The following is a 21,088-nucleotide window of genomic DNA, read 5'->3' as shown; positions in this document are numbered from 1 at the left end:
CTGCATGCAAGTGCTGGCGGCGGCGCGTGCCGACGATGCGCTGCCGATGTGCTGCTGGTGCGCCCGCCGCCTGCGGCACGTTGCGATCAGGCCCGGGAGCCGTAATCGCGTGCGCCGAAAATGGCGGTGCCGATGCGCACCATTGTCGCACCCTCGGCCACGGCCGCCTCCAGATCCCCGGACATGCCCATCGAAAGCGTATCGAGCATCAGGCCCTCGGCGCGCAGCGTGTCGAACAACACGCGAACCGCCCTGAAAGGGGCGCGCTGACGCGCCGGGTCGTCTTCCGGTTCGGGAATCGCCATCAACCCGCGCAGCGCCAGATTCGGCAGCGCCGCGATGGCACGGGCCACAGCAGGGACTTCCTCGGGCGTCACGCCGCTCTTGCTCGCTTCGCCGCTGATGTTGACCTGCAGGCACACCTGCAACGGCGGCATGTCCGTCGGACGCTGGGCGCTCAGCCGCTGCGCGATCTTCAGGCGATCGACAGAGTGCACCCAGTCGAAATGCTCTGCAACGGCCCGCGTCTTGTTACTTTGCAGCGGCCCGATGAAATGCCACTCCAGGGGCTGAGCGCCAGGCGTCTCGCCGGCCAGGGCGGCAATCTTGTCGAGGGCTTCCTGAACGTAATTCTCGCCGAATGCCCGTTGGCCAGCCGCGACGGCGTCGCGAACGGCCTGCACGCCGAACGTTTTCGACACGGCGAGCAGGCGCACGCTACCGGCCGGTCGCCCAGCGTCGGCAGTTGCGCGTGAAATCCGGGAAAGGACGTCGTCGAGGTTTGCTGCAATAGTCGACATAGAACGGGTTCGGCAGATTCAGACTGGGGGGCTGCGGTATTTGGCGCCGGTTCAGGCGCGTTGGGCAACGATTATAGCCGCGCTCGCGCCGGAGGTGCTACCCGGGAAAAAAGGAAGGTGCTACCCGCATGTCGAGCGCGTCGACGAGCATCGGTTGTGGCAGACTTCGCGGTGCCAACACCAACAGGGAGCCGGAGATGAGCGCAGGTTCGCAGCGCGTTTACGATTTTTCAGTCCAGACGCTGGCCGGCGAATCCGTCAGCCTGTCGCAGTACCGTGGCAAGGTACTGCTGATCGTCAACACGGCGAGCGAATGCGGATTCACGCCTCAGTATGCCGGTTTACAGACGCTTTACGAGCAACTGGGCCCACGGGGCTTCGAAGTGCTCGCGTTTCCGTGCAATCAGTTCGGCAAACAGGAGCCGGGAGACGCGCAGGCCATCCGCAGCTTTTGCGACTTGCGTTTTCACGTCACGTTTCCGATGTTTGCCAAGATCGACGTCAAGGGCCCGGACGCCGCGCCGCTCTACGCTTATCTCACGCAGGAGAAGCGCGGCGTGCTCGGTACGAAGGCGATCAAGTGGAACTTCACCAAGTTTCTGGTTGACGCTTCGGGCAACGTGGTGGCGCGGTATGCACCGACCGAGAAGCCCGAGGCGATTCGGGCGGATATCGAGAAACTGCTGCCCCGATAACGTCAAAGGCCGAAACGCCGACGCAGCATGCGCAACGGCCGAACGAAGCCGGCCAGCGTGTGAGCGGACGCCTGTGCGGGCGATCGGACCGGCACGCTCGGCATGCCGGTGTTTTCCCGCCACACGATGCGTGCGCCGGTCTCGCTCGTCAGCGTCATCCAGCCGGATGTCTGCACCACGTGAACCTGTCCTGCCGTGAGCGGCACGGTAGTGCGCCAGACACTCTCCGACAGCCAGTGCGAGGCGGGCGTGAGCACCGCACGGCCCGTCCCCACGTGAAGCACCGTGCCACGGCTCACGTACCCGTGGAACGACTGCCCGCGCATGAGCGTGAGGTCGGTGGACTGGGTAGGGAAAACGGGGGCGAGGGGCGTTGCCATGACGGACTCCGGGGCGTTGAACAGATGACGACAGCGTATCGACGGCCTGGGCGCCCCGGTAGGCACACAGTCACGCGGTTTGGCCCGTAACAGATGAGCGCAGGGCGTTCTGTTACGATGCCAAATCCTCAAATCTGTATCTGTTATGGTTGCGCGCAATGGCCGATCATCTGCGCATGGACGCCGTTAATCCCGAACCCCTGGTCGCTGACCGGACACCCTCCATGCCTTCGACGCACCTGACGTCGCCCACGCCGCCCACGCATCAGTCCGCATCGGCGCGTGCACCGGCGCCTGCCGTGGCCGAGGAGCGCACGCCGCTCTACCGCCAACTGGCGGACCACTACCGCCACGCCATCGAAGCCGGCACGCTCGAACCCGGCGCCCGCATGCCCAGCGTGCGGGCGCTCATGGAGCGGCACCAGGTCAGCTTGTCGACGGCGTTGCAGACGTGCCGTCACCTTGAAGCGCAGGGATTGCTCGAAGCGCGCCCGCGTTCGGGGTACTTCGTGCGTACGCCGGCGCGGGCGAGCCTCGTGCCCGTGGCCGAGCCACGTCCATGGGTGCCCGACCTGATGCAGTACGTGGGCATCAACCAGCGCGTGTCGTCCATTCTTGCCAGAGGCCTTCAGGCGGACGTCAAAGTCAACCTGGCGGTCGCGCATGGTTCGCCGTCGTTCTATCCGGTCAACGAACTGCGTCAGGCCACGATTCGTGCGCTGCGCGACAACCCGTTGCTCTACGGCACACCGCCGCCGGGCGGGGGCGACGCCCGTTTTCGCGCCGCGATCGCGCGGCGCGCGCTCGAAGCGCGCATGAATATCAATCCGGAAGAGATTGTCGTCACGCACGGTTGCATCGAGGCGATCAACCTCGCGCTACGGGCCGTGGCGGGTTCGGGCGACGTGGTCGCCGTCGAATCGCCGACGTATTACGCGCTGCTGCAGACGTTGGAGAGCATGGGGATTCGCGCGCTCGAGATCCCGACGAGTCCGCAAACCGGTATCTCGCTCGACGCGCTGGAACTCGCCAGCCAGACCTACGAAAACATCAAGGCGGTGATCGTGGTGCCGCATTTCCAGAATCCGCTCGGCTCGGTGATGCCGGATGCGCACAAGGCGCAGCTCGTGAAGTGGGCGGAGTCGCGCGGCATCGCGATCATCGAGGACGACACCTACTCCGCGCTGGGCGACGACGGCAACATTCCCGCCGCCATCCGGTCATGGGACACAACGGGCAACGTGATCCACTGTGCGTCGCTGCACAAGACGCTCGCGCCGGGTATGCGGCTGGGCTGGATTGCCGGGGGCAAGTGGCAGTGGCGCGTCGAGATGCTCAAGTACGCGCAAACGCGCCCGAACGAAGCCCTGGCGCAGATTGCGATGGGCGAGTTCATGGACTCGCCTCGCTTCGACCGGCACTTGCGCCACTTGCGCACGCAGTTGCGGGAGCACCGTGCGGCAATGGCCGAGGCGATCGCCACGTACTTCCCGGCAGGCACGCGTCTGACGCAACCGGCCGGCGGATTGAGCCTGTGGGTGGAGATGCCGGGCGGCGTGAGTTCCGAGCGCTTGTTCGACGCGGCGCTGGCCAAAGGTATCCGCGTCGCGCCGGGTAGCCTGTTTTCCAACTCGGCGCGCTACGACAATTTCCTGCGCATCAACGGCGGGCAACCGTTCACGCGCGAGGTCGACAAGGCGGTGCGCACGCTTGCGACCGAAGTCATCCGCCTGCTGGAGGCCCACGGTTGAGGGCAGGTCGCGCGCCGGCTACGTGAGGCTTGATTCGAAGACGGGCGCGCTCAGAACTCCGGATACATCCGTCCCGGATTGAAAATGCCGGCGGGATCGAACACCGACTTCAGATTCCGATGGATGCGCATGACCGGCGCGGGCAGCGGCGTGAAGACGCTCACGCCCGGCTCGCCGTAGCGGAACAACGTGGCGTGGCCACCGTCCTGGCGCGCTGCGGAGCGCACGATCTGCGCATCCGCATCGGTAATCCACCAGCGCTGTGCGCCGCCCCATTCGATGAGTTGCTTGCCCGGCAGTCGATGCGGTTCGGCCGTGGACGGCACCGCCAGACGCCACAACGCCTGCCCCGGTCCCGCGTCGGCAAAGAAGTTGTCGGTCTGCTCGCGGATCGCATGCCAGAACTTGGCCGCGTGAATGGCATCGACCAGTTCGCCGCCCATCTTCACGCGGGCCGCCTTGATCGCTGCCGACGCGCCCGCCAGACGAATCACCAGCAAGTCGCTGCGCCACGCACTGCCCGTAATCGGCAATGGCTGCCCACCCCATTCGTTGAGCTTGCGCACCGCATCGATGGCGTTCATCTCGAATTGCAGGGTGAGCTCGGCGAAGGGCTGCGGCAGCACTTTGAGCGACACCTCCAGAATGAGACCCAGCGTGCCGAGCGAGCCGGCGAGCATACGGGAGACATCGTAACCGGCGACGTTCTTCATCACCTGACCGCCGAAGTTCAGCACGTGCCCGCGACCGTCCATGAGTTTCGCGCCCAGCACGAAGTCGCGCACCGAGCCGACCGCGCTGCGACGCGGCCCGGCCAGGCCCGCCGCCACGGCGCCGCCAAGGGTGGCCCCGGGTCCGAAATAGGGCGGCTCGAACGGCAGTAATTGGTTGCGCTCGGCAAGGGCGGTTTCGATGTCGGCCAGCGGGGTGCCGCAACGCGCGGTAATGACGAGTTCGGCCGGATCGTAGGCGACGATGCCGCGGTAAGCGCGCGTATCGAGCACGTCGCCCACGCGTTGCTGTCCATACCATGCCTTGGTGCCGCCCCCGCGAAGCTGGAGCGGCGCACGACGCGCGGTGGCCTGTTCGATGACGGCGCGGAAATTCTCGAGGGTATCGTTCGTGTCGGTCATCAGCTCGGTTCGGGCGGCGGTGTCGTATCGGATTGGTAGGGCCCCAGTTCGCTGCCGCAGTGTTTGCAGAAGCGCGCGTCGGGGTCGTGTCCTTCAGTCTGGCATTGGCCGCAGGTGCGCGTGGTGATCGGCTTCTTGCGCATGGCCGAGTGAATCTCGGCGCCCATGATGCCCGTGGGTATGGCAATCACGCTATAGCCGAGCAGCATGACGAAGCCGGTAATTGCCTTGCCCAGTCCGGTCACGGGAACCACGTCGCCGTAGCCCGTCGTGGTGAGCGTGACGATCGCCCAGTAAATCCCGACCGGGATGCTGGTGAAGCCATGCTCCGGACCTTCGATGATGTGCATGAGCGTGCCGAAGATCACCACGATGATCGAGATGAACCCGAGAAACACAAGGATCTTGCGACGCGCGTTGTAAAGCGCAATGCTGAGAATTCCGGCTTCGTTCACATAGGCCGTGAGCTTGAGAATTCGGAACGCGCGCATCAGCCGCAACAGACGCACGTCGATCAGCCCGTGCAACTCGGGTACGAGGATCGCGAGATACGTCGGCAGAATGGCGAGCAGGTCGATCAGACCATAGAACGACAGCGCATAGCGCATCGGCCGATGGGCGCTGAGCAATCGCGCGATGTACTCGGCCGTGAACAGGAGCGTGAAGAACCACTCCAGAATGGCCATCGGGATGGGCATCGTCGCCTGCACCGCCGGTACGCTCGACACCACGACCGTGAGCACGGACAGCACGATGGCGATGAGCAGCGCGATATCGAATAGCCGACCCTCACGGGTATCGGCTTCGAAGATGATGATGTAAAGCCGCTGCCGCCAGTCATGCGGCAGCCATTCCGACAGCGGGCGCATGTCAGAACCTCGGTAGGTCGGGGTGCGGCAGCAGTCCGCCGCGCACGTGCAGCTTGCCGTACTCCGCGCAGCGCGCGCGTGTCGGAATGCCCTTGTCCGGATTGAGCAGCCCGACCGGATCGAACGCACGCTTCACCCCGAAGAACGCGTCGCGCTCTTCGGCGGAAAACTGGACGCACATCGAATTGATCTTCTCGATGCCCACACCGTGTTCGCCCGTGATCGTGCCGCCAAGTTCGACGCACGCTTCCAGAATGTCGCAACCGAATGCCTCGGCGCGATGCCATTCGTCCTGGTCGTTGCCGTTGAAAAGAATGAGCGGATGCATGTTCCCGTCTCCCGCATGAAAGACGTTAATACAGCGCAATCCGTATTGTTGTTCCAGGCCCTCGATGCGTTTGAGTAATGTCCCAATCGCACGGCGTGGAATGGTGCCGTCCATGCAGTAGTAGTCCGGCGAGATGCGCCCGGCGGCGGGAAACGCATTCTTGCGCCCGGACCAGAAGCGCAGGCGCTCCTCCTCGGTGCGGGAGATCTGCAAGCGTGTCGCGCCCGACGTGCGCAGCACATGCGAAATGCGCAGGACTTCCTCAGTGACTTCTTCGGGGGTGCCGTCGGACTCGCAGAGCAGGATCGCCGCCGCGTTCAGATCGTAGCCGGCGTGCACGAATTCCTCGACGGCCTGCGTGGCGGGTTTGTCCATCATCTCCAGCCCGGCCGGAATGATGCCTGCGGCGATGATCGCGGCGACGGCGTTGCCGCCCGTCTCGACGTCATCGAAACTGGCCATGATGACTTGCGCCGTCTGTGCCCGGGGCACCAGCTTGACGGTGATTTCGGTCACGACGCCGAACATACCCTCGCTGCCGATGAAAACGGAGAGCAAATCGAGGCCGGGCGCGTCCGGCCCGAGCGAGCCGAATTCGATGGCTTCGCCCGACATGGTGATGGCGCGCACGCGCAGCACGTTGTGCACCGTCAGCCCGTACTTCAGGCAATGCACGCCGCCGGAATTTTCCGCCACGTTGCCGCCGATGGTGCAGGCGATCTGGGACGAGGGGTCCGGCGCGTAATACAGCCCGTAAGGCGCTGCCGCCTCGGAGATCGCGAGATTGCGAACGCCCGGCTGCACGGTGGCCGTGCGGGCGTACGGATCCACTTCGATGATCTTCTTGAACTTGGCGAGCGAGAGCACCAGCCCGTCGGAGATCGGCATCGCACCGCCGGACAGGCTCGTACCTGCGCCTCGGGGCACGACCGGAATCCCAAGCTGATGACAGGCCTGCAAAATGCGCTGCACCTGCGATTCCGATTCCGGCAACACGACGGCGAGCGGCACGCGTCGATAGGCGGCAAGCCCGTCGCACTCATAGGGCGTGGTGTCTTCGCGGCGATGCAGAATGCAATGCGGCGGCAGAATGCGGCCGAGCGCTTCGAGCAACTGGCGCTGACGGGCGGCGAGCGCCCCGGCGTCGGTGCTGTCGTCGAGCGCGACGCCCGCCGGGACCGAGCCGGGCGGGTTGGACTGGCCTTGCGGCGTGAGCGGCGCGTTCATGCGGCGCTCAGCCCGCAGCACGCAACCGGAAAATCTTGCCCGGATTGAGCAGATTGTGGGGATCGAGCGATGTCTTGATCGCGCGCATGACATCGATGGCGTCCTCGCCATGTTCGGTCACGAGGAAGCCCATCTTGTGCAGGCCCACGCCATGTTCGCCCGTGCACGTGCCGCCCATGCGGATCGCGCGCTCCACGATGCGCTGATTCAGACGCTCGGCCTCTTCGACATCTTCCGGCTTGTCCGGATCGATCAGAATCGCGACGTGGAAGTTGCCGTCGCCGACGTGGCCCACGATTGGGCACGTGAGATAGGAGCCTTTCAGGTCCTCTTCCGTTTCGCCGACGCATTCGGCCAGACGCGAGATCGGCACGCATACGTCCGTCGTGACGGCGCGGCTGCCCGGCTGGAGTTGGAGCATGGCGAAGTAAGCGCTGTGACGCGCGCTCCACAGACGATTACGGTCTTCGGTGCGCGTGGCCCATTCGAAGCCCGTGCCGCCGTTTTCCTTCGCGAGTTCTTCGGTCGTTTGCGCCTGCTCCTTCACGCCGGCCTCGCTGCCGTGGAATTCGAAAAAGAGCGTTTGCGTCTCGGGCAGTTCCATCTTCGAATGCTTGTTGATGGCACGCACGGCGAGCGCGTCGACGAATTCGACCCGTGCCACCGGCACGCCCAGTTGAATCGTCTGAATGGTGCAGTTGACGGCGTCCGTCATGCTCGGGAACGAGCAGATCGCGGCTGATACGGCTTCCGGTTGCGGATACAGACGCACCGTCGCTTCGGTGATGATGCCAAGCGTGCCTTCGCTGCCGACGAACAGGCGCGTGAGGTCGTAGCCGGCAGACGACTTGCGCGCGCGCGTACCGGTATGGATCACCCGGCCATCGGCGAGCACCACCGTCAGGGCCAGCACGTTCTCGCGCATCGTGCCGTAGCGCACGGCGTTGGTGCCCGAGGCGCGCGTGGCGCACATGCCGCCAATGCTGGCGTCCGCACCCGGATCGATCGGGAAGAACAACCCGGTATCGCGCAGGGCTTCGTTCAGGGCCTTGCGGGAGATCCCCGGTTGCGTGGTGACGGTCAGGTCTTCGGCGTTGATCGAGACGATCTGGTTCATCTCGGACAGGTCGAGCGACAAGCCGCCCTCGACTGCCAGCAGATGGCCTTCGAGCGACGAACCGGCGCCGTAAGGAATGATGGGGACGTCGTACTTCGCACAGCGTTTGACGATCTCGGAGACCTCTTGCGTGCTGTGCGCGAATGCCACCGCGTCGGGCAGCATCGGATCGAAGGGAGACTCGTCACGGCCGTGGTGTTCGCGCAGTGCTTCCTTCGTGCTCACGCGCTCGCCCAGCAGGGCTTGCAACTCGGTGAGCAGGGCGTCGGGAAACGGACGCTTTGCGGCGAACGGCAGATGGGGGTGATTCACGGCTTTCTCCTTCGGGTCTCCGGGCCGCCGTTAGCCGGTAGGCGAGGGCGGACACCATATCGGGCGGGGTCTTGGGCGCGCGACGCGCTTCCTGACACCTCATGAGCGGGGATTTTACGCCGTGGCGGCGTTTTTCCCCACACTTTGCGTCATATCATACGGACTTGCCGTGTATCGACGCCATCGGAATTGCCTGAAAAATAAGCAATCGGTCGCTGTACGGTCCATTTCAATCAAAAAGGCAGACCGTGCGGCAGTCGACAGGCGTCGCCGGGTGAAATATGCCGCAAGGGGTAGGTGTCAGAAGATGGGTAATCGTTTGAGCAAGATCGTCACGCGTACCGGCGACGGCGGCAAAACCGGCTTGGGAGATGGCGCTCGCGTCGACAAGTTCAGCCTGCGCATCGTCGCCATCGGCGAGGTCGACGAGACCAATTCGCATATCGGCGTGCTGCTGTGCGAAGACTTGCCGCACGACGTGCGCAGCATGCTGATCGATATTCAGCATGACCTGTTCGATCTGGGCGGGGAGTTGAGCATGCCGCGTCACACGCTGCTGGGAGACGCCCACGTGGCGAAACTCGACGAGTGGCTGGCGCATTACAACGCCGACCTGCCGCGTCTGAAGGAATTCATTTTGCCGGGCGGCACCCGTGCGGCGGCGCAGGCGCATATCGTGCGAACCGTGGCGCGTCGCGCCGAGCGGGCGATGGTGGCCCTCGGCGCCGAGGAGACGGTGGCGCCGGCGCCGCGTCAGTACGTCAACCGTCTGTCCGATCTGATGTTCGTCCTGGCCCGCGTACTCAATCGCGCGGGCGGCGGGACCGACGTGCTGTGGCAACGCGACCGGGCCGACGGCGGGAATCCGTAATCTTTGGCAAGTCCGGCAAGCGCCGCAGGCGCACTTGCGATGGACTTCGGGCGGCCCCGCCATCGGGCCGCCCTGACGCCGATCAGTTGCCCGCGCCGCGAGCCACGCGACGTGCACGCACGGCTTCGGCCAGCGTGTCGAGTACCTTCAGACTGTCTTCCCAGTTGATGCAGGCATCGGTAATGCTCTGGCCGTAGGTCAGTTCCTTGCCCGGCACGTGATCCTGACGGCCCGCCACCAGATGCGATTCGACCATCACGCCGATGATACGGTCGTCGCCGCCGGCGATCTGACGGGCGATGTCCTCGCACACCGGGATCTGGTTCTCATGCTTCTTCTGGCTATTGGCATGGGAGGCGTCGATCATCACGCGCGCGGCCAGGCCGGACTTGGCGATGTCGTCGCAGGCGGTTTGCACGCTGGCGGCGTCGTAGTTGGGGGCCTTGCCGCCGCGCAGAATCAGGTGGCAGTCCTCGTTGCCCGCGGTCGACACGATCGCCGAGTGCCCGCCTTTGGTCACCGACAGGAAATGGTGCGGCTGCGAGGCGGCCTTGATGGCGTCCACGGCGATCTTCACATTGCCGTCGGTGCCGTTCTTGAAGCCGACCGGGCACGACAGGCCCGACGCCAGTTCCCGGTGCACCTGCGACTCGGTGGTGCGTGCGCCGATGGCGCCCCACGATACGAGATCGGCGATGTACTGCGGGCTGATCATGTCGAGGTATTCGGTGCCGGCGGGCAGGCCCATTTCGTTGATCTGCGCGAGCAGTTCGCGCGCCAGACGCAGGCCGTCGTTGATCTTGAAGCTGTTGTCCATGTGCGGGTCGTTGATCAGACCCTTCCAGCCCACGGTCGTGCGCGGCTTTTCGAAGTACACGCGCATGACGATTTCGAGTTCGCCCTTCAGGCGCTCGCGCTGTTCGACCAGCCGTGCGGCGTACTCCAGTGCGGCCTTCGGATCGTGGATCGAGCACGGCCCGATAATCACGACCAGACGGTCTTCCATGCCGTGCAGCACGCGGTGGATGGCGCCGCGCGAGCGATGGATGAGGTCGGCGCTCGCTTCCGAGCACGGGTATTCGCGGATCAGGTGCGCCGGGGGCGTCAGTTCTTTCAGTTCGCGAATACGGACATCATCGGTGTTGTGGGGAGGCATGGTTTTTCTCCTGGGCAGTTCGCACTGCGGTTCGTTTCTCGGGATTCGGGTCAAAAAAAAACCGCCAGACTCGCTGGCGGTTTTTCAGGATTCGTTCGGTGCTTACTGCTGCAACTGTCCCTCTCCATCCGCCAGCGGTGTGAGATACGCAAAAAAGTAAAAGTAAAACTGGCTGGCGATCATGAAGGATGTCTGGGACATGGCTTTGCCGGCGGATTGCCGTGCACAGAAACAACTTTATACGCCTAATCGAATGACGCTGCAACCGAGGTGACCGCTACAGGACGGAAAAACGCGCGGAATCTCCGCATTTCGATGCGCTGTTTTGCGTTGAAAAATCGCCTTTTCGAATTAACATGCGAAAACGCCCGGTTTGACCCGGGCGCCTTGCTATGCTTCGCGCATTTTTTGCGGTGCGCAATTTCGTCGCCGGCGACGCGCTTCCGTCCTCCGGAGCGACGGATTCCGCTCAGGCCGTGCCGCCGACCGTCATGTTTTCCATGCGCAGCGTCGGCTGACCGACGCCCACCGGTACGCTCTGGCCTTCCTTGCCGCACACGCCCACGCCCGAGTCGAGCGACATGTCGTTGCCGATCATCGTCACGTCCTTGAGCGATTCCGGGCCATTGCCGATCAGCGTGGCGCCCTTGACCGGATATGTGATCTTGCCGTCTTCGATCATGTAAGCCTCGGACATCGAGAACACGAACTTGCCGTTGGTGATGTCGACCTGACCGCCGCCGAAGTTCACCGCATACAGGCCGCGCTTGACCGACTTGATGATCTCCTCGGGATCCTTGTCGCCCCCGAGCATGTACGTGTTCGTCATGCGCGGCATGGGCAGGGCGGCGTACGATTCGCGTCGGCCGTTGCCGGTCACCGGCATCTTCATCAGGCGCGCGTTCAGGCTGTCCTGCATATAGCCCTTCAGAATGCCGTCTTCGATGAGGGTGGTGCACTGCGTCGCATTGCCCTCGTCGTCGATGTTCAGCGAACCGCGGCGGTTCGACAGCGTGCCGTCGTCCACCACGGTGACGCCCTTGGCTGCCACGCGCTCGCCCAGACGACCCGAGAAGGCCGACGAGCCCTTGCGGTTGAAGTCGCCTTCGAGCCCGTGGCCGACGGCCTCGTGCAGCAGCACGCCGGGCCAGCCCGGTCCGAGCACGACGGTCATCGCGCCGGCGGGGGCCGGGCGGGCGTCGAGCTTGACGATCGCGCCATCGACCGCTTCCTTGACGTATTTTTCGAGCAGATCGTCGGTGAAGTAACCGTAATCCAGGCGGGCGCCGCCGCCGCTGTTGCCGATTTCGCGGCGTCCGTTGGACTCGACGATGACGGTGACCGACACCCGCACGAGCGGACGCACGTCGGCGGCAATCACGCCATCGCTGCGCGCCACGAGCACGACGTCGTACTCGCCGGCCAGCCCGGCCATCACCTGCGACACGCGCGGATCGCGCGCGCGGGCGAGCTTTTCGATGCGCTCGAGCAGCGCAACCTTGCCGTTGGCATCGAGCGACGCGAGCGGGTCCGAGGGCAGGTACAGTCCGTGACCGCCGGCGCTCGCCAGCTTGGTGCCGACCTTCACGCGTCCGCGGCCGGCCGACGCAATGCTGCGCGTGGCGGCTGCGGCGTCCTTGAGCGCGATGTCGGAGATGTCGTCGGAGTAGGCGAATGCCGTGCGATCGCCCACGATGGCGCGCACACCCACGCCCTGATCGATCGAGAACGAGCCCGATTTGACGATGCCTTCCTCCAGACTCCACGCTTCGCTGCGCGTGTACTGGAAGTACAGGTCGGCGTAATCCACACGATGCGTGAAGATGTCGCCGAGGGCGCGTTGGAGATGGCTTTCGTCGAGGCCGTACGGCGTGAGCAGCAGCTCGCGGGCCGTGGCCAGGTTCTGGATGCCGGTGTCGATGATTTTCATGCGGTGTCAGGCCAAGGAAATGTATTCGGTAGATGAGGGCGAATCCGGCGAAATCAACTTCGCGCGATCGACATGAGGTATCAACCTTGCAGCACGCGATGCCGCCATGCGGGCAGACTCTGGCGCACGCCGGCGAGCCGGACCGGATCGATGTCGCCGAAGACCACGCCGGCGCCTTCCGCTTCACGCCGGGCGACGATGTCGCCCCATGGATCGATCAGCATGGAGTGCCCCCAGGTGCGCCGCCCGTTTTCGTGGTGTCCGCCTTGCGCAGATGCAAGCACGTAACACTGATTCTCGACGGCCCGCGCGCGCAGCAGCAATTCCCAGTGCGCGCGGCCCGTGGTGTAAGTAAAGGCGGCGGGTACGACCATGAGCGTACAGTCGCCCATGGCACGGTACAACTCGGGAAAACGCAGGTCGTAGCAGACCGACAGACCAACGCGTCCGAAGGGCGCTTCGAAGGTCCGCACCGCCTCGCCCGGGCAAATGGTGCGCGCCTCGTCGTAGGCCTCTTCGCCTTTGACGAAATTGAACAGATGAATCTTGTCGTAACGGGCAGCGGGCGCGCCGTCAGGCCCGAAGACCAGCGTCGTGTTGAGCACGCGCTCGGGCTCGGGGGCCGCCAGCGGCAGTGTCCCGCCGATCAGCCAGACACCGTGCCGGCGGGCCGTCTCGCTCAGGAAATCCTGAATCGGGCCATTGCCCGGCGTCTCCCGAAGGGCGAGCTTGTCGGTATCGCGTTGTCCCATGTAGCAGAAGTACTCGGGCAACAGCACCAGTTGCGCACCGGCCTGCGCCGCTTCGGCCACCAGACGGGCCGCTTCGCGCAGATTCCGCTCGACGTCCGGTGCGCTGACCATCTGGACAGCAGCCACGCGTACGGGCGTTTGCGCGGGAACGGGCGGTGCGGCTGGCTTCGTTTCGGAACTCGTCATGAAATAGCGGTTTTCGGGGCGATGATCGTTGCGGTAGCGATTTCCCGGTGTGCGCTCAGTGGCCGCGCATGCCGGTCGGCTGGACGTTGTTTTGCGCCTCCGGCCGGGCGTCCGGGGATGCGTTGATCTTACTCTTATTGCCGCTTCCCTGTCCGATGACCGGATTGTCCCAGGAGCCGGTGACGTGATAAGTCGTCGAGAGCGTGCGGGAGAGCTGGTCGCCCAGCGCCAACTGCGCGAAGAACGACCCGATACCCAGCGCCGGATTGATGATCGCCCAGGCGAGCGAGGCCGACGCCGCGTTGATCTTCGGCAGCACCAGCACATTGAGGTCCTGCGTCTCGCGCGCGAGGTCGGTGTGGCCGTCGATCTTGATGGTCGCGGCGTTGGCGTTGATCGTCAGGTCGCTGGTATTCGCCACACCACCCTGCATTGTCACGTTGCCGTCGATGCTGTCGAACGGCAGACCGCTGCCGAGCACGCTATTGAAGTCGAACGTCAGGATCTTGGCCAGGGTCTGCACCGACAGAATGCCCAGCAATTTGGCGAGGCCGGGGTCGGCCTTCAGGATCTGGCCGCGCTTGAGATCGATCGCGACGCGACCGCCCAGCGTCGGATAGTCGATGGCGTCGGGGCCTCCGCGCCATCCGAAACGGCCGGAGACCGTACCCGAGCCGTCCTTGAGCGTTTTGGGCAGACCGAGCCGGTCGAGCAGACCGCCCGCGTCCTTTACGTCGAGGTTGAAGTCCAGAACGGTGCGACGCGGGATGTCTTCGCCGCCTGCCGCCGCGGCCGCTGCCCTGCGGCGCGACGTGCGCCAGTTGCCCTTCACGTCCAATGTGGCGGCGCTGTTGCTCAGTTCCAGCTTGGTGAGCTGCCAGACCGGCACGCCGTCTTCCGTGTCGTTGTGGGCATTGAGTTGCAGGCGTCCCAATGGCTTGTCGCGCAGCACGAAGTCGTTGGCGACCAGATCGATGGCGGGGAATTCGTCGCTCGGCTCGTCGAGCACCTGCGTGAGCACATCGCTGCCGTGGTCTTCACGCGGAATCACCAGTTTGGCCAGGCGAGCGCGGATCGCCCCGGAAGGACTCTTGTCGTTCGGCGCCTGCCATTCGGCGAAACCGGAGACCAGTTCGGAGGCCAGGCTCACCTGCCAGTCGCGCTCGTTGCGCTGCGCGCCGACCACCAGTTCCGGCCACTGACGCGACAACAGACGCACTTGCTTCGCATGCAAGGCGAGGCGCGTGGGCAGATACGGGGTGATGGCGCCGAACTCGTCGCGGGCGGCGGCCGCCGTTGCGGCTGGCGCGGGCGGCGTGCCTTGCGTGCCGGGCGTCACGGCGTCGCTGCCGAGCGAGGCGATCACGTTTCGCCAGGCGTCCACGTCGAGGGTGTCGAACTGGGCGCTGGCCTGCACGCCCTCACGCGGCGCGGGCACGGGCTGGTTGATACCGATGCCGCCCCGCAGCACCTCCACGCGTGCGCCATTGCGTTGCTGGACGTAATTCGCCTGCACGCTGCCGATGGCGAAGTCGAGCGTATCGATGCGGCGCCCGCCCGTGGCTGGCGAGCCCGCCTGCGGACGCATCGTGAAGCGCGCCGGCAGCGACGTCTCCGCGCTCTTGCCGAGCGGGGCCGGCAAGTTCACGGCCAGTCCCGCCAGCGTCGACTGCACCGCCACATCCGTCATGCCCTGACGCACGGTCACCGTCGCGGTATACGGCGTGCTGCCGGTCATGCGCTTGGCCAGTTGCGCCAGCGTGGCGTTCTCCCGGTTCTCGCGCAATCCTTGCGCACTCATCTGTCCGTTGACGTTCAGCACGATCGTGCCGTCGTCGCGACTACCGCCCGAAGCGCGTACCTCGCCGCCGAGAAACGTGCCGCGCAGGTTCTCGAGCGAGATGCCGCGCTCGTTGAAGGCCAGTTCGCCATCGACCGCGCCGAAGGTCGGCAGCCCGTTGAGCAGGGTAATGTCGTTGCGCAGGAAGCGCGCGCGGCCGGTCACCTTCGAGCGCTCGGTATGCTCGAGCGGCATGGACAACTGCATGGCGAGTTGCGCCGTGCCATTCGCCTTCGTCTCGTCGGTGAAGTCGCCGATCCAGTGGCCTACCGGGCTGGCATTCAGATATTTGACGAAGTCCATCGCGGGACCGCGCGCGTCGCCCTTGAGCGTGAGTGTGGAGTCGTCCTGCCCGATGTCGTTGATGTCGCCCTGCACCTGCGTGAGCGTCACACCGTAGACCGAGCCGCTGTCGATGGCGATGTGCAGCTTGTCGGCGTCGAAACGCAGATTGCCCCGTACTTTCTCGAACGGCGGCCACACTTCCGTATGACCCGGACGCAACGGCGAAGGATTGAACGTCACGTCCGCCAGCGGAATATCGATACGGAATTTGCCGCCGCCCTTGCCGTAGGGAAAGTCTTCGAGATCGCCCTGCACGGCGAACGGCGCATTCTGCACGGTGCCCGCCATCAGCGCCCGCTGCAAATAATCGCGCACGCTCGCGCCGATATCCGTGGGCAGATAGCGCGGCACGGCATTGGCGTTGGCGCGAACGATCGTGCCCTTCAGATCGACGATACCGTTGCCCTTGCCGCCGTTTTGCCATGTGCCGCTGATGTCGCCCGTGAGTTCGGGATTTTGCAGGTGGACGGCGTCGAGGCGAACCTGCACGTTGGCAGGCGCGTCGCGTTGGGTCGCCGAATGAGAGACGCGCCACGACGTACGCGCCGTGAGCGTGTCGAGATCGATGCGCGGCTGGTCGAAGCGCCCGGGAAAGTCGAGTGTGGCGTTCTTCGCATTGAGCGAGAGGCTGCCGCGTGTCTGGTCCGCGTCGACATGGCCGCTCAGATTCACGAAGCCGGGGCGTCCCGCGTTGGGGGAATTCGGGCGCGCCTGCGCCGCCGGCGCCGGCTGGCTGTCGATGCCGAGATTCTCGAAATCGGCGACGACGCGATAGCGCTCGCGCTCGGGGGGCAGTTGCTTGATGCCCGGCAGGTCGCGCCAGTTGGTCGGGCCGTGGGGCCGGGGCGCCTGATAGGTGACGTTGAAGTTCGACACGCGCCCGCGCGGGCGGAAGCTGGCGAGCATGTCGCGCGTCTGCGGATCGATCGGCAGCGACGGCACGAGCGCCATGGCCGCACCGATGTCGAAGCGCTGACCGGCAACGGCCGCGTGCAGGCCGTGCCCGGCGCTGCCGGGCGTGAAGCTGCCGCTCAGCTCGGGCACATCGAGCGTGGGGCGGCCGGCGGCTTGCAAGCTCAGCTCGCGCGCCCGCAGTTTCCAGCCCGAACCGGCTGAGTCGGCGGAGTCGGCCGGTGCGCCGACACGGCTCAAGTCGATACGACCCTGCGTGGCGTCGAAAGTGAGGGGCGGCAAATCGTCGGCCAGTTGTACTGACGTGTCGGCCCCGGCCGCCCGCAGCGTGGCGCCTGTCACGATGCCGTTATCGAAGTCGACCCAGGCGCGTGCGGCGATGCGCCCGCGCGAATCCTTGCCCGGGAGCGCCACGTACCGCGCCAGTTCGGCCACGTCGAGGGTGCCGACGTCGCCGTAAATCTGCCCGCGCCAGCGCTTGACCTCACCCGGGCGTGCGAACAACGGATTGGTGAAGCGTGCCCGGATGTCCAGCGGCGCGACAATGCCGGGCGGCGGATTTGCCTGCATACCGAAGCGATGCTCGAAGCCACGATTGCGCAGCATGGCGTTGACTTCCGTGAGGACGACCTCCGGCACGTCGCGCGTGGCGTCGCGCCAGCGCACGGTGCCGTGGCGCACGACGATGCGCGCCTGACGCATGAGCCAGTCGGCGGCCTGCGTGTCGTCCGTCTTCGCGTTGCCCGACACCGGTATGCCCGCGACGAGGATCGAGCCGTCGGCGCGGCGCTCGACCGTCACGTCCGGTTCATGCAGCGTGAGATTCGACAGGCGCACGTCGAAGTGAATCAGGCTGGTCCACGAGAGCACGGCGTCGAGCCGGTGGAGCGTGAGGCTAGGCTCCACGGGCGGCGGCGCCCCCGGCGGGGCATAGCTCACTGGCGGATTGCCGGAACCGGCGGCGGCCGACGCGGAGGCAGGCTCGGGGGCGGCTGCGGCGCCGGAAGCCGTGGCCGCGTGGCGACGCAGGGGCGCCACCACGCGGGCAATCGTCGACGCCTTGGGAGGCGTGCCCTGCGCCGGTGGCGTAATGCGAACGTCTTCCAGCGTCAGATAGGGATGCCAGCCGCGCCAGTCGGCGTCGACTTTGCCGATCGTGACGGGCAACCCGATGGCGCGGGTGGCCGCCGCCTCGATTTGCGGGCGGTAGTCCGACACACGGGGAAGGATGACGTACCGGGTCGCGAGGATGACGGCGCCGAGTCCGAAGTAGACGATGACGACGAGCGCCAGCAGCCATTCCAGACCCAGGCGCAAGCCACGCGGCAGTGACGAGAACCAGGACCGGGTCGCAGTGGGCGAGGCGGGCGGCTTACGGTCGGTCATGCTGCGCGTCTACGAGGTAATGTGGTAGTTTCTGTGGCAAAGACTGTAACACAAGCCCAAGGCCGCCCGATGGCCCGGCCGTCGCAGAAACAGACATGTGATCCGGCGTCTCATCGCGCCCAGGTAAGCATGCGAAAGTCTCTTCATCCTTTGCTGACCGGAACCCCGCCAGTGAGTTCACCCGAAACCCCGATCGATATTCAGTCCTACTCGCGATATGCCGCGCGCATGCTCGCGAGCCGTCCGGCGCTGGCCGAGGCGCTGCCGACGCTCGCGGAGCACCCCGTCGACGCCCGCTGGCTCGCGCGTCGTTTCGAAGCCATTACCGGCACGCAGCTCTCGCCGCCCGAGCAGCCCTCCGGCGCCTGCGGTCTCGACGAGGCGGCGCTCACGCGGGCCTTGCGCGTGCTGCGCGTCGAGGCGTTGTGCACCGTCATGCAGCGCGATCTGGACGGGCGCGCCGAATTGTCCGAAGTGACCGAAGCCATGACGGCGCTTGCCGAATTCGCCGTTCAGGCGGGCATCGCGGTGCTTTCGCGCGAACTCGAAGCCATTCACGGTGTGCCGCGCAACGCGGAAGGGCAGCGCCAGACGCTGGGCGTAGTCGGGATGGGCAAGCTCGGCGGGCGCGAACTGAACGTGTCTTCCGACATCGATCTGATCTTCCTGTATGAGGACGATGGCGACACCACGGCGCCGGACGACGCCGATCCAGCCGCCGCCGGGCGGCTGCGCCTGCTCTCCAACCACGAATTCTTCACGAAGCTCGGCCGCAAGCTGATCGGCCTGATCTCCGAGCTCACACCGGACGGCTACGTGTTCCGGGTAGACATGCGCTTGCGCCCCAATGGCGATTCGGGGCCGCTCGTCTGCAGCCTGCCGATGCTCGAAGAGTATTTCTACGTGCAGGGCCGCGAGTGGGAGCGCTACGCGTGGATCAAGGGACGGCTGGTGTCCGAGCTCGCCAGTGAGCCGGGCAGACGCATCGAGCGGCTGCTGAGCTCGCTGGTTCAGCCGTTCGTGTTCCGCCGGTATCTGGACTATGGCGTGATTGGCGCGATTCGCGCGCTGCATGAGCAAATCCGGCATGAAGCCGAGCGCCGTGCGCGGGCCAAACCCGCGCGCATCAACGACATCAAGCTCGGGCGCGGCGGCATTCGCGAGGTGGAGTTCTCGGCGCAGGTCTTCCAGCTGATTCGCGGCGGGCAGGAGCCGGAATTACGCGTACGGCCGACGCTTGCCGTGCTGGGCGTGGCCGCCCGGCGAGGGTGGCTGGCGCAAAGCGTGGCCGAGGCGCTGGCGAACGCGTATGTCTTCCTGCGCAGGCTCGAACACCGGATTCAGTATCTGGAAGACGCGCAAACGCACATCCTGCCGGGCCCGGGCGACGACCGTCTCGCAGTGGCGCGCGCCATGGGCTTTCCGGATGAAGCGACGTTCATGACCGTGCTCGACGAGCACCGCGAGTTCGTCGCCGGTCAGTTCGATGAAATCTTCGCGGACAAGGCCAATGGCAGTGCAAACAAAGGCGGCGCAAACAAAGGCGGCAGCGGTGACTGCGAATGCCCGCCGGAGCTCTGGAGCGAATGTCTGGCCGACGAGGCGCAGACGGGCGATCTGGGCAATCAGCTCGCGCGCCTGGGCTTCTCCGACGCCGAAGGAGCGCTCGATCGCCTGCGTGCGGTCTGGACGTCGTCGCGCTACAAGGCGCTCGGCGAGATGAGTCGTCGGCGCTTCGACCAACTCGTGCAACGCGCGGTCGAAGGCGCGGCGGGCACGGGCGAGGCCGATGCCGTGCTCGCGCGCATGCTCGACCTGCTCTCGACCATCAGTCGTCGCAGTTCGTATCTGGCGTTGCTCACCGAGTACCCGCGTGCGCTGGAACGCGTGGTCAAGGTGCTGGCGGGCTCGCGCTGGGCGGCAGGCTATCTGATCAGCCATCCGCAATTGCTCGACGAACTGCTCGACGACGAGGCGCTGGCAGCACCCTTCGACTGGCCGTCGTTCAAGACGCAGTTGCTGCTGAGTCTCAATGCGGCGGGCGCGGCGGGCAACGTCGAAGTGCAGATGGACATTTTGCGGCGCGCGCATCACGCCGAAGTCTTCCGCATCCTGCTGCTCGACCTGCAAGGCACGTTGTCGGTGGAAGCCATCGGCGACCGGCTCTCCGAGCTGGCGGACATCATCGTCGATGTGACGATCTCCACGGTCTGGCCGCATGTGGCCACGCGGCATCGCGAAGTGCCCCGCTTCTCCGTCATTGCCTACGGCAAGCTCGGCGGCAAGGAGCTGGGCTATGCGTCCGACCTCGATCTCATCTTTCTTTACGACGATGACGACGACCGTGCGCCGGACGCCTACGCCGCGCTCGCCCGGCGTTTCGTCACGTGGCTGACCACGCACACGGGAGCCGGCATGTTGTTCGATGTCGATTTGCGCCTGCGACCCAACGGCTTGTCGGGTTTGCTGGTAACCAACATCGAGAGCTTCCGTCAGTACCAGTTCCGCGAGGGCAATGCGAATACGGCGTGGGTCTGGGAGCATCAGGCGCTCACGCGGGCGCGGTTTTGCGCGGGCGACGAAACCATCGGTGCGGCGTTCGAGAACATCCGTGCGCAGGTCCTGGCGACGCCGCGCGAGGCATTGCCGCTCGCGCAGGAAATCGTGGCCATGCGCCGCAAGGTGCTCGAAGGGCATCCGAACCCGTCGAAGCTCTTCGACCTCAAGCACGACCGCGGAGGCATGGTGGATATCGAGTTCACCGTGCAATATCTGGTGCTGTTGCACTCGGGGGCGCACCCGGCGCTGCTGCGCAATGCGGGCAACATCGCGTTGCTGCGCGAAGCGGCGCAGCTTGGGCTGATCGACGCGACGCTGGCCGACGCGGCAGCGGCGGCGTATCGGACCTATCGCAAGCGCCAGCACAAGTTGCGGCTCGACGGCGTGGAAGCGGCGCGCGTGCCCGCGGCCGACATCGAGGCCGAACGCGATGCGGTGATGGCGCTGTGGGATTCGGTGTTCGCCGAGGCTGGGCCGGTCTGAGGCACACCGATGCGCGGTGACGGCTTGTGTCGCCGAAAAACAAACGGGCGGTCGAA

Annotated in this window: 14 protein-coding genes; 4 read left to right on the top strand and 10 right to left on the bottom strand. The window is 65.5% G+C overall.

Annotated features, from left to right (window positions below; translation table 11 throughout):
• Positions 1-86: 86 nt before the first annotated feature.
• Positions 87-800 (bottom strand): YggS family pyridoxal phosphate-dependent enzyme, encoded by a 714-nt coding sequence (locus tag UC34_RS19820; protein WP_044456898.1) that lies wholly within the window; start codon positions 798-800, stop codon positions 87-89.
• A 197-nt stretch (positions 801-997) separates the two neighbouring features.
• Here UC34_RS19820 and UC34_RS19815 point away from each other — a divergent pair, with 197 nt between their 5' ends.
• Positions 998-1,495, top strand: coding sequence for a glutathione peroxidase (locus tag UC34_RS19815; protein WP_044458452.1), 498 nt, complete (start codon positions 998-1,000; stop codon positions 1,493-1,495).
• A 2-nt stretch (positions 1,496-1,497) separates the two neighbouring features.
• Here UC34_RS19815 and UC34_RS19810 read toward each other — a convergent pair whose 3' ends face one another.
• A complete protein-coding gene (locus tag UC34_RS19810; RefSeq protein WP_044456897.1) occupies positions 1,498-1,875 on the bottom strand; it encodes a hypothetical protein in 378 nt (125 codons plus the stop codon).
• A gap of 224 nt (positions 1,876-2,099) precedes the next feature.
• On the opposite strand from UC34_RS19810, the gene UC34_RS19805 reads away from it, so the two are divergent.
• Positions 2,100-3,626, top strand: a complete 1,527-nt coding sequence (locus UC34_RS19805) for an aminotransferase-like domain-containing protein (RefSeq protein ID WP_237165161.1) — start codon at positions 2,100-2,102, stop codon at positions 3,624-3,626.
• A gap of 50 nt (positions 3,627-3,676) precedes the next feature.
• Here UC34_RS19805 and glcE read toward each other — a convergent pair whose 3' ends face one another.
• The 4 genes from glcE to UC34_RS19785 are packed head-to-tail and all read right to left on the bottom strand — an operon-like array spanning position 3,677 to position 8,612.
• Positions 3,677-4,759: a glycolate oxidase subunit GlcE gene (glcE, locus tag UC34_RS19800; protein WP_044456896.1), complete on the bottom strand. Its 1,083-nt coding sequence runs from the start codon at positions 4,757-4,759 to the stop codon at positions 3,677-3,679.
• Positions 4,759-5,628, bottom strand: coding sequence for an ion transporter (locus UC34_RS19795; RefSeq protein ID WP_044456895.1), 870 nt, complete (start codon positions 5,626-5,628; stop codon positions 4,759-4,761). The genes glcE and UC34_RS19795 overlap by 1 nt, the downstream gene beginning before the upstream one ends.
• Position 5,629: 1 nt before the next feature.
• Positions 5,630-7,183 (bottom strand): FAD-linked oxidase C-terminal domain-containing protein, encoded by a 1,554-nt coding sequence (locus tag UC34_RS19790; RefSeq protein WP_044456894.1) that lies wholly within the window; start codon positions 7,181-7,183, stop codon positions 5,630-5,632.
• A 7-nt stretch (positions 7,184-7,190) separates the two neighbouring features.
• On the bottom strand, positions 7,191-8,612 hold the full coding sequence (locus UC34_RS19785; protein ID WP_044456893.1) for an FAD-binding oxidoreductase: 1,422 nt from the start codon (positions 8,610-8,612) through the stop codon (positions 7,191-7,193).
• A gap of 307 nt (positions 8,613-8,919) precedes the next feature.
• Between UC34_RS19785 and UC34_RS19780 the strand changes: the two genes are divergently transcribed.
• Positions 8,920-9,483 (top strand): cob(I)yrinic acid a,c-diamide adenosyltransferase, encoded by a 564-nt coding sequence (locus UC34_RS19780; RefSeq protein ID WP_044456892.1) that lies wholly within the window; start codon positions 8,920-8,922, stop codon positions 9,481-9,483.
• A gap of 82 nt (positions 9,484-9,565) precedes the next feature.
• Here UC34_RS19780 and aroG read toward each other — a convergent pair whose 3' ends face one another.
• The 4 genes from aroG to UC34_RS19760 all read right to left on the bottom strand — a co-directional run bounded on the left by aroG (position 9,566) and on the right by UC34_RS19760 (position 17,990).
• A complete protein-coding gene (gene aroG / locus UC34_RS19775; protein ID WP_044456891.1) occupies positions 9,566-10,639 on the bottom strand; it encodes a 3-deoxy-7-phosphoheptulonate synthase AroG in 1,074 nt (357 codons plus the stop codon).
• A gap of 469 nt (positions 10,640-11,108) precedes the next feature.
• Positions 11,109-12,569: a metalloprotease TldD gene (gene tldD / locus UC34_RS19770; protein ID WP_044456890.1), complete on the bottom strand. Its 1,461-nt coding sequence runs from the start codon at positions 12,567-12,569 to the stop codon at positions 11,109-11,111.
• A gap of 80 nt (positions 12,570-12,649) precedes the next feature.
• A complete protein-coding gene (locus UC34_RS19765; RefSeq protein ID WP_044456889.1) occupies positions 12,650-13,507 on the bottom strand; it encodes a carbon-nitrogen hydrolase family protein in 858 nt (285 codons plus the stop codon).
• A 55-nt stretch (positions 13,508-13,562) separates the two neighbouring features.
• Positions 13,563-17,990, bottom strand: a complete 4,428-nt coding sequence (locus UC34_RS19760; RefSeq protein ID WP_044456888.1) for a YhdP family protein — start codon at positions 17,988-17,990, stop codon at positions 13,563-13,565.
• A 228-nt stretch (positions 17,991-18,218) separates the two neighbouring features.
• On the opposite strand from UC34_RS19760, the gene glnE reads away from it, so the two are divergent.
• Entirely contained in the window at positions 18,219-21,032 is a 2,814-nt protein-coding gene (gene glnE, locus UC34_RS19755) for a bifunctional [glutamate--ammonia ligase]-adenylyl-L-tyrosine phosphorylase/[glutamate--ammonia-ligase] adenylyltransferase (RefSeq protein ID WP_044458450.1), read from the top strand.
• Positions 21,033-21,088 lie beyond the last annotated feature (56 nt).

The sequence above is a fragment of the Pandoraea vervacti genome (assembly GCF_000934605.2).
GTDB classification, from domain to species: Bacteria; Pseudomonadota; Gammaproteobacteria; order Burkholderiales; family Burkholderiaceae; genus Pandoraea; species Pandoraea vervacti.
This window is presented reverse-complemented; position numbering and strand designations above follow the sequence as displayed.